This is a genomic window from Brucella thiophenivorans, assembly GCF_002252445.1.
Taxonomy (GTDB): Bacteria; Pseudomonadota; Alphaproteobacteria; order Rhizobiales; family Rhizobiaceae; genus Brucella; species Brucella thiophenivorans.
On the sequence record NZ_NNRJ01000050.1, the window covers coordinates 18,110 to 31,592 of the forward strand.

Genomic DNA, 13,483 nt, shown 5'->3' on the forward strand with positions numbered 1-13,483 from the left:
TGCACACGGTGAAACAACAATCGTGACGCTCTGAGAGCAGTGAAAAACTCACGTCAGACTGACGCGCCGCAACGCCACATAACAGCATGATTCGTCTCCCGCTCATTAATGAGGTTAAATCAATAGCTTAAAGCTATAACAGCGTCTGTACATTAGTAGACATAAAGCCAATCAAGACGCAATGTGTCAATCGGAACGGAATATTCATACGGCAGCGCAGCAAAGGTCTGAATGATATTGTTCATGATAGGCTTTGAATGCCGACTGCTGTTTTTAATGATGACGCAATAACGACTTTTGCGTTCAACAAGCGTCATGACATTGGCTTCTCCAAGGTCACGATCAAAGATGATCAAATCACCTTCCCAGTTGCCAAATTGCAGACGATTTCCAATAAAATCAGGACGTTGATGAATGCGAAACGCTTCTGGAATCCTGGAGCTGCGCGATCGTCTGGTACCACGTGGGCATCGCTTTGTTCGCATCTCGGCAAGGTTTTCAAACAGCTTCAGCCCATATTCTTCCTTAGAATAGACGAAGCGATAAATCGTTTCTGCACACGGACGTATCGCGCTCAGACCATGGCTAGTCATTCGGCCGCAGATCTGTTCTGGCGACCAATGGGCTTCCGATTGTTCAATGACGAGCTTGCGCAGTTCTGGATAACGCCTGAGCTTGCGCAACCGTGTTCTGCGCTTCTTCCTGATCTTGTCGGCAACAACACATTGATAGCCGTTATAGTCTGGTATCTCGGCATCCCGAAAGCTGTTGCGTTTGATCTCGCGATAGATTGTCGAGCGATGACGACTCATCAGTCGCGCAATGTCGACGAGAGGGACTTTGAGCTGTTTAAGTTCGAAAAGACGGCAACATTCCGGCAAAGTGATCTGTGAATAGCAATTCGACATCCAATTTCTTCCATGGCTAACCACATGAATTCATTGGCATGTTACAGTTTAAAATAGAATGTACCTGTCGGGAGGATGCAATTTAGAGCGAATTCTGGTCTTTAATGGTCTTCTACAGGCTTGCGGCTTTTACGCGGACGGAATACGAACTTGTACATGCCATCATTCGATTAAGAATACGGCATCCGAGTTTGATCTCGGTTTGTCTTCCTAGGCCGTAGACTCATAACGATCTGATCCAAATTCTTGCTGCTGCCAATTTGACGGCGGCGAGAAAGTTCATCGGGTCTTTGTCGTAACGGGTGGCGATGCCTCTGAACTGTTTGAGTTTGCTAAAGAAGCGCTCAACGAGATTGCGTTGTCTGTAAACCCACTGGCTGAAAGGGTAGCTTCCCTTCCGATTGCTCTTGGCCGGAATATTGGCCCATGCCTGCCGTTGCTTTGCAAATGCTCGTATAGCGTTGGTATCGTAGGCCTTGTCCGCCAGCAGGATCGAACCCTTGGAGAGTGTCTGTAACAATGGTTCCGCCATTCGGCCATCATGGGCTTGGCCGGCGGTGAGTGCGAGACAGATCGGTCGACCATCGGCATCGACAACTGCATGGATTTTGGTGGTCAGGCCGCCACGGGAACGTCCCATGCAGCCATCGTCTTGATCCCCCTTTTTCCCGTCGCCGCATGTTGATGAACACGGATACAGGAGCTGTCGATCATGACAATATCGCCATCGAAAGCTTTAGAAATCTCGCCCAGAACATGATCCCAGACACCGGCCTTTCGCCATCGCACAAACCGGTTGTAGCATGTGGTATACGGACCATATCGATCCGGAACCTCTGCCCAAGGCGAGCCTGTCCGAAACCGCCACAAGATGCCGTTGATCACCCGACGGTCGTCAACGCGGGGTACGCCGCGCGGCTTATTCGGCAACAATGGTTGAATAACATTCCACTCGAAATCGGTGAGATCAAACCGGCGACGGGTCATGAGAAGCCTCCAAATCAAGGCTTCAGTGAATCAAAATCAGACCAATTTGAAAACCCAGTTTATGAGTGTGCGACCTAGCAAATTTGCATGAGCCAAGATCGTCGCCCAGACCTGATTTATAAGCGCCCCATTTTCGTTTCCACGTTGGAACGCCTGCCATGGCATCAGTCCGATTCCGAAGATGAAAAGCGCAACTGTGAAAGCCTATGTCTGTACCAACGCTGCTCTGGCCGCTCCTTGCGAACGCAATTTGCAAAATAGCGGCCAAAATAGTTGATCCAAAAGCAAACACTTTCCCAGATGACGATCATGCCACGCTCTGAAATCGGATCTTCCACAGCGGCAGCACTCAGCGCAAACGAGCGATAGGCATACCCCATAAGCAACAATCTCACGCCAAATTCCAAACCCTTTAACCTGGGAAAAGAGTCTGGAAATTTCATGCCGCCTCGACACCCAAACGCCCAGTTCAAGCAACTACACTCAAAGCGACTTATTTAATTTCCACATTATTCCATGTTGTAGCTTTCCACCAGTTGTGCCGATCTGGGTGCTATATTTAAGTCCAGCTGACCAACCCGCATCAAAGTTAGTATCGAATCCTGCTTCTATCCTAACGGTGTCTTCAGGATCGGAATTGGTATCAATTGTGAATGGTAACAACCCACCCATGTCACTATATCCCAGCCGCACGCGGCTCGCGCCCGCAAAATCGCGCGTATATTCAAGACGTGTATTGGGTTTCAGTTCACCCCAACTCATCGGGATCACATACTCGCCACGAATACCAAGCGTTGCGGACAGCATTTTCGCCGACTGTTCGCCGTAAGTCAGATCAAAGATCCCAGCACCTGTTTCGGTAAAACTTGATAGTTTTGTAAAAGCCGTATCTCCTCGAACATACGGTGAGAGAAGCCAACTATCGTTGCGGAGCTCATAGCCAACAGACACAGATCCAAAGACCTGTTGCCCCTTACGTTCACCACTTGCATGACTGCCAGTCAATGTAACGTAACGTTCACTTTCAAAATTGAGCCAACCATAGCCGACTACACCATCAATAAAGACGCCTTGGCTTGGCCGGTAGCTTCCATAGGTGGCAAGCGCGACCATGTTGGCACGGCTTTGCGTTCCTTTTTCGCCAATATCCGTTGTGTCTTTGCTGTATCCAAAGCCTATTCCGCCGATAAAACTTGGTGATATACGATAGTCAACACCGCCACTCACACCGATACTGACATGCTTTAACCTTTTAGGGTCGTCCTCATCCTTCGAATTGTCGAGATTAACCTCCCCCGCCGTCCAAATCGCAAGATTACGTTCAGCGCAAGCATTTTGCTGTGGTAGTTTCGGGCTTAAATGCGCACCATCAAGCGCTACGTTGATACCAATCTGGTTGGAACGACATCCTCCTTCGTCGTGAAGTTGTTCAAGGCGTTGTTGAAAGTTTCGAATTTGCATTTGCGTCATTCGCTTTGCAGCTTCTATCTGGGCGTTAAGGAGACTAATCACTTCCGTATCTTTGGAGGGATCTGGGCGCGCGATAACTTGAACTGTAACAGTCGCAGGATTTGAAGCACCGTTGGCATTGGCGAGTTTATAGCTGATTTCAGCCTGACCGGAGAATGTTGGAGCAGCTGCAAAATAAAGCATCTGTGCATTGCCTATCCCCTCAACCCATGCCTTGCCAGCACCGGCGTTTGACTGGGAGATGATCGATGCGGATGTAGCGATACCACCGGTTGCTCCGCTGCTTAGATTGACCGACCCCGTAGTGGCTGCCATCACGGTCAGCGTGTGATTTTGTGCCACCAGATCGGCTGGAGATACTGTGAGCGTGAGATCTTTGGTTGCTTCGGTCTTATTCTGATCGGTTGCCTTCACCGTAACCGTACCATTGAACACCACAGAGGGGGTGCCGCTGATCACACCGGTCGATGCATCGAGCAAAAGACCCGCTGGCAGATTGGGAGCTGTCCATGTGTAAGGCTCAACACCACCCGAAGCATGAAGCGGGCTCGCCCTATAGGCCTGACCGATCTGACCAGACGGCAATTGCGCGGTGCTCACCCTAATATCAGGCTTAGATACGTTTACTGTTACATACGCGTAATCATTGTAAATAAAACCAGCTTTATAATAAGTAAATTTATAAACACCAGGCACTTCTGGTGTGCCCTTCAACGTAACTGTTCTCGAATTGTCGGATATATATCTCAGACCTGGAATATCGTCTCCTCCATAAAAATTCCATACAGTTGCCTTCCAGTCAGCGCTATCTTTCTCAAAAACAATTTTTTGATCTATTACTACACCCACTTTCGCATCAATATCATGATGTTCATCAGATGCATAAGCATTGCCAATAAAAATAATAATTAATACAGAATTAATTATCAGTTTATAAAAAATGTTTTTTGATATCAATTTATAGAAATTTGCAATCATTGAAAATAATCAACCGTCTTATTTAAAAGAGAAAAAATTTTTAATCTTAAACATTACTATTAAATGAAAATATCATATAGTTTTTTTTAAAAAACCCCAACAAATTGTAGCAGTGTAAATTTAATTCGGCCGACTTTGACAAAGTGTATCCGCCATATTCTGATGACATGCGTGGTCTTGGCGCTACCATGAAGAAATTGGCCCGCAGTGCTTTCCTCTGTTTGGCCGACAATGATAATCCTGCACTTCCGGGATTAAACGGCTAAACGGAAGAGGCGATTAAACTCCTGTTTGATTTCCGGTTGATGGCATGTGCCGATAAATGTCATTTCCGGGGAGCGATGTTTCAGAGTTCTCATCAGTTCCAAGGATGATGGAATATCCAGCTGACTGGTCGGTTCGTCGGCTATCGCAATGTCCGGCGCGTGCAATATGAGTCGCGCGAATGCCAATCGCTGGCGTTCACCTCCAGCCAGGCTATTATGCCATGGCTCATCCAGCCGTAATATAAGATGCGCCAGTCCCACATCGTTTAAAGCCGCAATGATTGTCTCGTCTTCAAATGGTTCCAAACACGGGTAAGAGATAATGTGCCTGGCATTGTCGTGCGGAATGTAAGCGATCTGCGGCAGAAACATCGTACTTTCTTCAAGCTCAAAACGTCCTGACTAACGGGGACAAAGGCCCGCGAACACACGAAAGAGTGCAGTCTTTCCCACGCCACCCGGAACTGTTCACCTGATAAACAGCGCTGCGTTTTGGCTCGTTCAATCAATGCCGAGGCTAAAATCGAAGTCGCACGGCTGATTGGTTAAATCAAAGAAGTGCGAGAAGGATTGGCGGCGCGCGGGGTGCTGCGTTATGCGTCCATGTCGCAGGGAAAAAGGCATCATCAAAGAGTGCCAGCCCAACAAGTCTTTGCGGTATTGGCTCACAAGTGGCTGCTGCCGAAGCAGTTAAAACAGTAGCAGAACTTAAACGGCAGGCTTCGCAACTCTGCCCCGAATACTTACCGGTAGGATGAGAATCATCACCGCTATCCCTATCTGATGTACAGATGACAGGCATGCCGCCATCTGGCAGGACATATTGGGAAGATTCTTGAAAATCAGTGTTTGTAGCAGAAAAGACAGGTTAATGGGCGAAGCCAACGCAAACCAACATTATTGCACAGAAGATGCGCAACCATGCTTTTTTCATTATGTGCGTTTTGAATACCATTGCCCCAGCAACGTTAAATTACCAAGACTGTTCCGCTCCAAAAGCGATCATCCCTGATTTCTCTGTTCGTCTGAAACTCTGTAAGCTTTTGAAGCGCCCTTCACTTTGATCCCAAACAAACAGCTCATTTTTTATGAGATCAGTTTGTTATCAGACAACCAGGTGTTCCTTATAATCAGATGCGTATCCTGATCCTGCAAGTCTTCATGAACTTCTCGTATATGATCCGAAATTATCTCCGGGAGATTATTGTTAACCGAGCGCGTTCAATTAAGATGGCTTGATAAACACGAAGCTATATCAATAATTTAGTTGTATTATGATTTTTATGAAAAAAGGGATTGATTGATGAAGCCTTTTCTCTCCGCTGCGTGCAATTTTTGCGCTCGGCATGTCGCAATCACTTGCTTTTGTAATTTTGATCGATGCCTTTCATTCGCCAGTAAAAGACGTTCTGGGTGATCAATATTTCTTTGCTAACCCGTATGCGATTTCCAATACCCTGAGCACGCAGCATCAAGGTAAGGGTGCAATCTGATAAACTCTCCGGACAAAGTTATATTGATCGCACGAAGTTCCCCTCATCAAATGGCCGCTACTGAAATGTGATGGAGCGCCGCTGCCATGAGAAGCGTATCGCGCATTAGCTTCGGTTAATCAAAGAATGCCGTGAACGAAGCGAGAGCGATTGGAGTGCTTAAGTCCATTATGTAATATTTGCCAGTTTAACCCAAAAAATATCTTTTTATAATCATATTATTGAAAATGGAGCTGAATTTTGAGTAATAGCTTGAGCCCGAGATGGAAGCACGAGATCCAGGCCCCGGTCGCGGTTCGTGACTTGATACCCATCAGATTTCATCGTGAGTATGATTGAATAGAACAAAGCTATCACACTTGACGAAATGATTATGCAGCGGGCTTGGGAGCCTAGCTTCCAGATTACGCGGAGTGCCGTAACACTTGGCTGACACAGCAAACTTTGAATATGTCCTGATTGACAGTACTCCTATCGGAAGCCCGCGCCGATGCTACTGGTGCAAAGCGGGGCTGAGGCTGCCTGTATCGACCGGTCACGTGGAGGATTGACGACCAAACTCCATGCTGTTTTTGATGCTATCGACCTGCCGATATGCATCAATCCCACACTTAGCCATGATGGTGACTGTAAGCAGCCAGCTTCTAGGCATTTCCAGCAAAAATGAGTGGGCTTTTTGCGTTGGGTAATACTCAAAAAAAGAGACAGAGCCGTTCCCAAAAATCGTCTACGGCCCGGCGCAGATTTCGGCCTGAGTTGTTGGAACCTGTCCTACCTCGAAATTATAGGCGCGCAAGCCATGCTCATCGAGTTTGATCACGCGATAGCATGGCAGTCCGCCCGTCCACCAGGGATTTGGAACATCCAGTTCCGTGATGAAGCGGTGGGAGCAGGCTTGCCCTGAACTATAGGCAATCCCCTGCGCGCTCGTGCCCGCCAGAGGCACATGAATATGGCCGAAGACGATGTGCCGGACACCGGCCTCATGTGCATGAAGACGTTGCATAATGGCGCCATCATCATGCATTCCGATATTATCGAAATGTGCAATACCGGCATCAAATGGTGGGTGATGAATGAAAACCGTAACCGGCAGATCACCCGCGTCAGCAAGCGCTGCGTCGAGCCATGCGAGCCTATCTTCCTTGTAGATACCACCGATAACATCGGCCTGATGACTATCAAGAAACAGCAGGCGTCCAAAATCCGTGTCCATATATGACTGAATATAGCTATTTTCATCTCGCGGATGATCAGGAAAAGCGTCAATGAATTCTGGTCTGCGGTCGTGATTGCCAAGCAGCAGACGCACTTCTAACGGCACAGATGCTATGATTTCCCGCAGCAACTCATAGGCTTCGGGATCACCATAATTGCAAAGGTCACCGGTGATAACCAGCAGATCCGCATCACTGTGCTTTTCGGTAATGTCTGCAACCGCGATGCGCAGCTGCTTTTCAGGGTCCACGCCGTTCACCACGATGCCCGATGGCATGAGATGTGTATCGGTGATCTGAATGATTTTCATAATCGTTCTTTCAAATATTAAGAGGGCTACGAAACCCGCAGTTTGCCGGTTTCGCAGCGCTCATGATCGTAGGACGATCTTATTTCATCAGTGCATTTGTCTGTTCAACAAGCTGCTTGAGACCATCTTCCGGCGAAACTTCACCGCGCATTACAGAGCCGATGACATCACGCTGCGTACGCCAGATGCGCACGGAATCGCCACCCGGATAACCAGCCCATGGCAGCGAGCGGTCGGCCTGCAGCGATGCCGTCTTCACATTTGGGTTCTCGGCATAATAGGGAGCCAGATATTCTTCGCCGGTTGCAAGTTTGTTCGTCGGCAAATAACCTGTGATGCGCACGATGACGTTCTGTGCTTCAGGACCGGTGACCCACTTCAGATATTTCCAGGCCGCATCCTGCTTTTGCTTATCCTGTGTCAGGATAACAGCCGAATTGCCGCCGGTTGGAACGCCACCATTTTCCGCATTATCAAGTGGAAAAGTCGCCGTTGTGAGCTTGAAACGGTCGCCGACGAGGCCCTGAATGGTCTGAACATGTGCAGGCGTGGAGAAGATGAAGCCGGTAAGTCCTGCACCAAACTGCTGGCGCGACTGATCCCAATCAAGCAGGTTCTGGCCACCTTCGGTCACGAACTGACGGGTCAGCTTTAATGCATTCAGGCCAACTTCATTGTCGAAGGCAACGGTCTTGGTTTCTGCATCAACCAGCTTGCCACCCTGCTGGAAAACCAGCGACTGCCAAAGCCAATCATCCGGCCAGCCATTGATGTCGTAGCCCATGCCAGAGATTTTTGGATCAAGCGCTTTGATCTTCTTTGCCAGTTCAATCAGACCAGCAAAGGTCTTGGGCATATTTGCAGGATCGCCACCGGCCTTTTCCACCAGTTCAGAATTGATGTAGATGATTGGCGAAGAAGCGTTAACCGGCAGGCCATATTGCTTACCGTCGACCTGACCGAGTGCGGCCATCTTGGGGCTGTAATTCTTGTCGAGGAATGCCTGACCGCCTTCTGCTTCAATGAAGGGTGCCAAATCGGTGATCTGATTGCGTGGTGCCAGTGTGTGCACCAATTCGCCGGTCAGGTTGTAACCGGAGAAGTAAACATCTGGCAGGTTGCCCGTGACGGCTGCACGCAGAACCTGCTGCTGGCCTTCATTATAACCGACTGCGGGTGCAAGAAAGTTGATCTTGATATCTGGATTGTTCTTCATGAATTCATCGGCCAGCGGCTGATGAAATTTCGTGAAGCCCGGCAGATTGTAAAGCACGTCAAGCGTTACATTATCGGCTGCGGCCATGCCGGGCTTGGCAAAGCCAGCGACGGCGAGGCTAAGAAGCATGCCGTTCATGACAGTACGTCGGTTGATGGTCATGATAGTCTCCAGAAGATGTTGGGAGGAAGTGGAGGAGTGATCGGGATTATTTGACGCCGGTCATGGTTATGCCTGCGATGAAGTGCCTGCGTGCAAGGAGGAAGCAGACAACCATGGGAGCGGTGATGATCGTGGCCCCGGCCATCAGCGCGCCATAGTTTGCACCGGATTCAATATCGGCGAAGAACAGCATGCCAAGCGGCGGCGGTGCGAGATTGGTATCGGTGACGACCACCATCGGCCAATAAAGGTCGTTCCAGTGTGCGACGAGCGAAAAGACGGAAAATGCCGCAAGTGAAGGCAGAGAACCGCGCAACACAATGCCCCAGCAGATTTCCATCTCGGAAAAGCCATCCATACGAGCGGCTTCGATGATTTCATCGGGATAGCTGCGAAACGACTGGTGAAACAGAAAGATTGCAAAGACCGACAGAAAAAACGGGGCCATCATCGCAAAGTAGGTGTTGAGCAACTGTGCTTTTGCCAGACCAACAAAAAGCGGCAAAGCGAGTGCCTGAATAGGCACGCAAAGCGCTGCGATCACCAGAGCAAGCATCAGCTTACGGCCCGGAAAACGCAATTTTGCCAGTGCATAAGCAGCCGGAACCGCCGTCAGAACCTGCACGATCAGAATGCCAAAGCAGACAATGAAACCATTGAGCATAAAGCGAGCCATTGGCACTTGGCCTGCTGCGCGCGCATAATTCTCGACGGCATCAAATTTTTCAGGAATGGGCCAAAGCGATACGTTGAAGACTTCGGCCGGCGAGCGGATTGAAGTCAGCACCATCCAGTAGAATGGCAGCAGCATAACGATAGCGCCGAGAGCCAGAACGATATGCGGCATATATTTGCGAAGTGCGGCCATCAGTAGTGCACTTTCTTGTCGAGATGGAGGGTTTGTCCGATGGATAGAACCAGAACAATCGCAAGGAAAATCAGCGTCAATGCTGCGGCATAACCGGTGTTCGAATATTCGAAGCCTTCGAGGTAAAGGTTGAAAAGCAAGGTTTCCGAGCCAAAGCGACCTTTCGTCAGTACGGCAACGGTCTCAAACACTTTGAATGCAGAAATCGAGGTTGTGACCACAACGAACATCGTTGTTGGCCCAAGCATTGGCCATGTCACCGTCAGGAAGCGATCAATCGGATTTTTCGCTCCATCAAGACGTGCAGCTTCATGCAGGTCTTTCGAAATCGCAGTCAGTCCTGCCAGAAACAGCACCATATTGAAGCCCAATACCTGCCAGATTCCAATCAGCGCCATGGTCGGAATAAGCAGAGCAGGATTGGATAAGAACGATACCGGCTCAAAGCCAAACCATTTGATAGCGGCATTTACCGGACCGATGGAGGGATGCAGCAAGAACTGCCAGACGGTTGCCATGGCGACCAGCGTTGCAGTGACGGGCAGAAAATAAGCGACTTCCCAGAATCCACGGCTCCGCTTGCGGTTATAAACAAGCAGTGCGATGCCGAGTGCCAGAAACACGCCAAAAGGTATGACGATCAGCGCATAGATAATAGTGTTTCTCAGCGAGCGCAGGAAAACAGGGTCGCTGAAAGCATTAATGAAATTATCGAACCCCACAAAGCGGGTCGAGAGTGCTCCAAGCTTATAATCGGTCACCGAAAACCCGGCCAGAACGATCATCGGGATGATATATGTCGCAAGCAGCAGCAGGATCGCTGGTGCTGCAAACATCAGGCCACGAATAACGAGGTGTCGCGCTGCACGCGATCGACGCGGCCGATTAGTGACAGCGCTGACTGTTGCGAAATCAGTGGTCGTCATGCCGGCACCCGCTGGCGCTGGGCTTCAACACGCAAACCATTGTCACCAAACAAATGAACGCAATCTCGTGCAAAACCTAAATGCAGCACACCATTGGCATCTTCATTGAGTGTTTCGCCTGCGCGCTGACGCAATGTGACTTCGATATTGTTATCGTCAAGCAGACGACATGTGATGAAGCGATCAGCACCGTGGGTTTCGCTGCGCTCAATGCGCGCTGCCAATCCACTTTGAGCAACATGCAAATCCTCTGCGCGCAGACCGAGCATGGCAGGTCCGCTTTGTCCCGGTGCCACAGCCAGTCCGAGTGTTCTTCCGATAAAAGTCACATGTCCCTGTTCGTCGATTTCGACAGGCAGAAGATTGATCGACGGTGTGCCGATAAAGCGTGCAACGGTCAGCGTTGCCGGACGGCTGTAAAGTTCGTCAGGCGTTCCCAACTGTTCAATACGACCTTCCGACATCAGCGCGATACGGTCTGACATGGTCATCGCTTCGATCTGATCATGGGTCACATAGATGAAAGTTGCGCCGAGACGACGATGGAGCTGTGCAAGTTCGTTGCGCATATGGGCACGCAATTTGGCATCTAGATTGGAAAGCGGCTCATCCATGAGAAACGCCGCGGGAGACCGCACTAATGCGCGTGCAAGCGCGACGCGTTGCCTTTGTCCACCTGAAAGCTGTGCTGGCTTACGGTCAAGCAAATGCTCGATATGCAAGGTTTCAGCGGCCTGTACGACAGCTTCGTCAATTTCCTTCAGCGCGCTGGTCGATGAAAACAGGCGACCGATCAATGGCAGGCGGGCTGAGAGCTTCAGCTTGCGCATTCTGAGCGGTGTCGCAATATTCTGACGCACATTCATATGCGGATAAAGCGCATAAGACTGAAACACCATTGCGAGATTGCGGTCGCTGGGGTCGATGTCGGTTACGTCCTGACTACCGATGGCGACAGAGCCGCTATCGGGCGATTCAAGGCCTGCGATAATACGCAACAGGGTTGATTTACCGCATCCGGACATACCAACGAGAGAAATGAACTCGCCGGGACGAATGAAAAGATCGATGCCTTTGAGGACGTCATTTCCGCCAAAAGCTTTTCCGATGTTCGTGAGTTCAATTGATTGAGGCATTGCTTCGCGCTCCTTTACTGAGGCGCGAATGCCTATGCTTCTTCAACTTGACACTCGGACGACGAATTTACGAAACTTCAGTGACAATGGCTGTGCAACGCTCTTCGCATGGCTTATTCGTGATGATCACAACCGCTCTGTCGGGTCACCATTCCAACACCAATGCGATTTCAATCCACAAAATGATCAAAGCATAGAAATGAATTCTCGTAATTCCATATGACGCGTTATATGTGTGCATGACACACCAGCCGATTCCGTTTATCTCAATCGGCAAATGAGAATTCCCAACCTTTTGCGGCAATGAAAAGGAACTGACGGTGTTCAGCCGGTTTCGTCTGTTCATACCTATTTTGGCTGGCGCGAATTTGCGTGATCGCGTGATCGCGTGTTTCGGCGCCCTGATTGGCATTGGCCTGACCGGCTTCGTCACGGCGCTTATATTGGGACAGTCGATGGCGCTCCCGATTATCGTTGCCCCCATCGGCGCATCCGCCGTACTGATTTTCGCGGTTCCCGCCAGTCCCTTGGCACAGCCATGGTCAATCATCGGCGGCAACGTGATTTCGGCTCTGGTTGGCATAACCATAATGCAATTTGTCGATAATCAGGTGCTAGCGATTGGTCTGGGTGTTGGGCTTGCCATTGCAGCCATGTCGTTTGGTCGTTGTCTGCATCCGCCGGGTGGTGCCGCAGCCCTCACCGCAATCATTGGCGGACCAGCCGTTACTGAACTCGGCTATAAATTCGCATTTATCCCTGTGGGTCTCAACTCGGTCATGCTGGTTGTGCTGGGAATTGTGTTTCATAAGCTTACGCGCAGGAAATACCCGCATATCCCTGTAGTCGCATCGGTCAACACCCATCATACCAGCGATTTACCTGCGCCCTTGCGGGTTGGCTTTAATTCCGACGATGTGAGCAAAGCGCTGGCAACGATTGACGAAACATTCGATATTGATCCTTCGGATTTGGATCGTCTTCTCAGACAGGTCGAGTTGCAAGCATTGGTACGCACGCACGGAAAATCGCAGGCAAAAGACATCATGTCGCGCGATGTAATCTACATCACCGAAGATGACACGCCGGACAAGGCGCGGGAACTGCTGCTTACACATAATATCCGTACACTGCCAGTGGTCGATGGGGCGGGTAAACTCAAGGGGACGGTCGGGTTGCGTGAGCTGCAGAATACCGGCGCTGATGCACGCTCGCTGATGATTGCGGCAATCAAGGCTTCGCCGGACGATCAGGTGGTCGGGCTGGTGCCACGGCTGACCGACGGACGTGCGCACGCCATTATCGTAACGGATCGCGACAATATCGTGCAGGGTCTGATATCACAGACGGACCTTTTAAGCGCACTTGCCTGTTCGCTGCGTTTTCAGGAACCCGAGCAGCCAAAGAAGCGGAAATCTCCGCTTCACCTTCTGCGCGGCGCAGGGATTTAAAGCATTTCCAGCAAAAGTGCGCAGCGGTTTTGCGTCGGATAATGCGTAAAAGAAAAAAGGCACTGTTACGTTAACCTGCGCGTAAATATCAGCG

At 49.9% G+C, this 13,483-nt stretch carries 10 protein-coding genes and 2 pseudogenes; 2 read left to right on the forward strand and 10 right to left on the reverse strand.

Annotation, left to right across the window (positions count from 1 at the left end; all coding sequences use genetic code 11):
• Nucleotides 1-209: 209 nt before the first annotated feature.
• The 5 genes and pseudogenes from CEV31_RS14030 to CEV31_RS14050 form a co-directional block, all read right to left on the reverse strand.
• A pseudogene (locus tag CEV31_RS14030) lies at nucleotides 210-908 on the reverse strand (IS30 family transposase); the annotation flags it as partial.
• A gap of 223 nt (nucleotides 909-1,131) precedes the next feature.
• A protein-coding gene (locus CEV31_RS14035; RefSeq protein ID WP_094507687.1) for an IS5 family transposase occupies nucleotides 1,132-1,895 on the reverse strand; the annotation gives its coding sequence in 2 pieces (ribosomal slippage) (nucleotides 1,132-1,580 and nucleotides 1,580-1,895; 765 coding nt in all).
• A 164-nt stretch (nucleotides 1,896-2,059) separates the two neighbouring features.
• Entirely contained in the window at nucleotides 2,060-2,290 is a 231-nt protein-coding gene (locus CEV31_RS14040) for a hypothetical protein (RefSeq protein ID WP_143850953.1), read from the reverse strand.
• Between the two features lie 88 nt (nucleotides 2,291-2,378).
• Complete coding sequence (locus CEV31_RS14045) at nucleotides 2,379-4,343, reverse strand: autotransporter domain-containing protein (RefSeq protein WP_094507689.1); 1,965 nt, start codon at nucleotides 4,341-4,343, stop codon at nucleotides 2,379-2,381.
• Nucleotides 4,344-4,597: 254 nt separating this feature from the next.
• Nucleotides 4,598-4,981, reverse strand: coding sequence for an ATP-binding cassette domain-containing protein (locus tag CEV31_RS14050; RefSeq protein WP_094507690.1), 384 nt, complete (start codon nucleotides 4,979-4,981; stop codon nucleotides 4,598-4,600).
• A 1,546-nt stretch (nucleotides 4,982-6,527) separates the two neighbouring features.
• On the opposite strand from CEV31_RS14050, the pseudogene CEV31_RS14055 reads away from it, so the two are divergent.
• Nucleotides 6,528-6,748, forward strand: a pseudogene (locus tag CEV31_RS14055) (IS5-like element IS711 family transposase); the annotation flags it as partial.
• Between the two features lie 81 nt (nucleotides 6,749-6,829).
• Here CEV31_RS14055 and CEV31_RS14060 read toward each other — a convergent pair.
• The 5 genes from CEV31_RS14060 to CEV31_RS14080 all read right to left on the reverse strand — a co-directional run bounded on the left by CEV31_RS14060 (nucleotide 6,830) and on the right by CEV31_RS14080 (nucleotide 11,938).
• Entirely contained in the window at nucleotides 6,830-7,630 is an 801-nt protein-coding gene (locus CEV31_RS14060) for a phosphodiesterase (RefSeq protein ID WP_094507691.1), read from the reverse strand.
• 79 nt (nucleotides 7,631-7,709) lie between these two features.
• Complete coding sequence (locus tag CEV31_RS14065; RefSeq protein WP_094507692.1) at nucleotides 7,710-9,008, reverse strand: ABC transporter substrate-binding protein; 1,299 nt, start codon at nucleotides 9,006-9,008, stop codon at nucleotides 7,710-7,712.
• 46 nt (nucleotides 9,009-9,054) lie between these two features.
• On the reverse strand, nucleotides 9,055-9,876 hold the full coding sequence (locus CEV31_RS14070; RefSeq protein WP_094507693.1) for a carbohydrate ABC transporter permease: 822 nt from the start codon (nucleotides 9,874-9,876) through the stop codon (nucleotides 9,055-9,057).
• Nucleotides 9,876-10,802 (reverse strand): carbohydrate ABC transporter permease, encoded by a 927-nt coding sequence (locus tag CEV31_RS14075; protein ID WP_094507694.1) that lies wholly within the window; start codon nucleotides 10,800-10,802, stop codon nucleotides 9,876-9,878. The genes CEV31_RS14070 and CEV31_RS14075 overlap by 1 nt, the downstream gene beginning before the upstream one ends.
• Nucleotides 10,799-11,938: an ABC transporter ATP-binding protein gene (locus tag CEV31_RS14080; RefSeq protein WP_094507695.1), complete on the reverse strand. Its 1,140-nt coding sequence runs from the start codon at nucleotides 11,936-11,938 to the stop codon at nucleotides 10,799-10,801. The genes CEV31_RS14075 and CEV31_RS14080 overlap by 4 nt, the downstream gene beginning before the upstream one ends.
• Nucleotides 11,939-12,258: 320 nt before the next feature.
• On the opposite strand from CEV31_RS14080, the gene CEV31_RS14085 reads away from it, so the two are divergent.
• Entirely contained in the window at nucleotides 12,259-13,389 is a 1,131-nt protein-coding gene (locus CEV31_RS14085) for an HPP family protein (protein WP_235818110.1), read from the forward strand.
• Nucleotides 13,390-13,483 lie beyond the last annotated feature (94 nt).

What these genes read in the sequence shown, in the direction of transcription:
- CEV31_RS14045 (WP_094507689.1), bottom strand. Translation starts at nt 4,343, where the DNA reads ATGATTGCAAATTTCTATAAATTGATATCAAAAAACATTTTTTATAAA.
- CEV31_RS14050 (WP_094507690.1), bottom strand. Translation starts at nt 4,981, where the DNA reads ATGTTTCTGCCGCAGATCGCTTACATTCCGCACGACAATGCCAGGCAC.
- CEV31_RS14060 (WP_094507691.1), bottom strand. Translation starts at nt 7,630, where the DNA reads ATGAAAATCATTCAGATCACCGATACACATCTCATGCCATCGGGCATC.
- CEV31_RS14065 (WP_094507692.1), bottom strand. Translation starts at nt 9,008, where the DNA reads ATGACCATCAACCGACGTACTGTCATGAACGGCATGCTTCTTAGCCTC.
- CEV31_RS14070 (WP_094507693.1), bottom strand. Translation starts at nt 9,876, where the DNA reads ATGGCCGCACTTCGCAAATATATGCCGCATATCGTTCTGGCTCTCGGC.
- CEV31_RS14075 (WP_094507694.1), bottom strand. Translation starts at nt 10,802, where the DNA reads ATGACGACCACTGATTTCGCAACAGTCAGCGCTGTCACTAATCGGCCG.
- CEV31_RS14080 (WP_094507695.1), bottom strand. Translation starts at nt 11,938, where the DNA reads ATGCCTCAATCAATTGAACTCACGAACATCGGAAAAGCTTTTGGCGGA.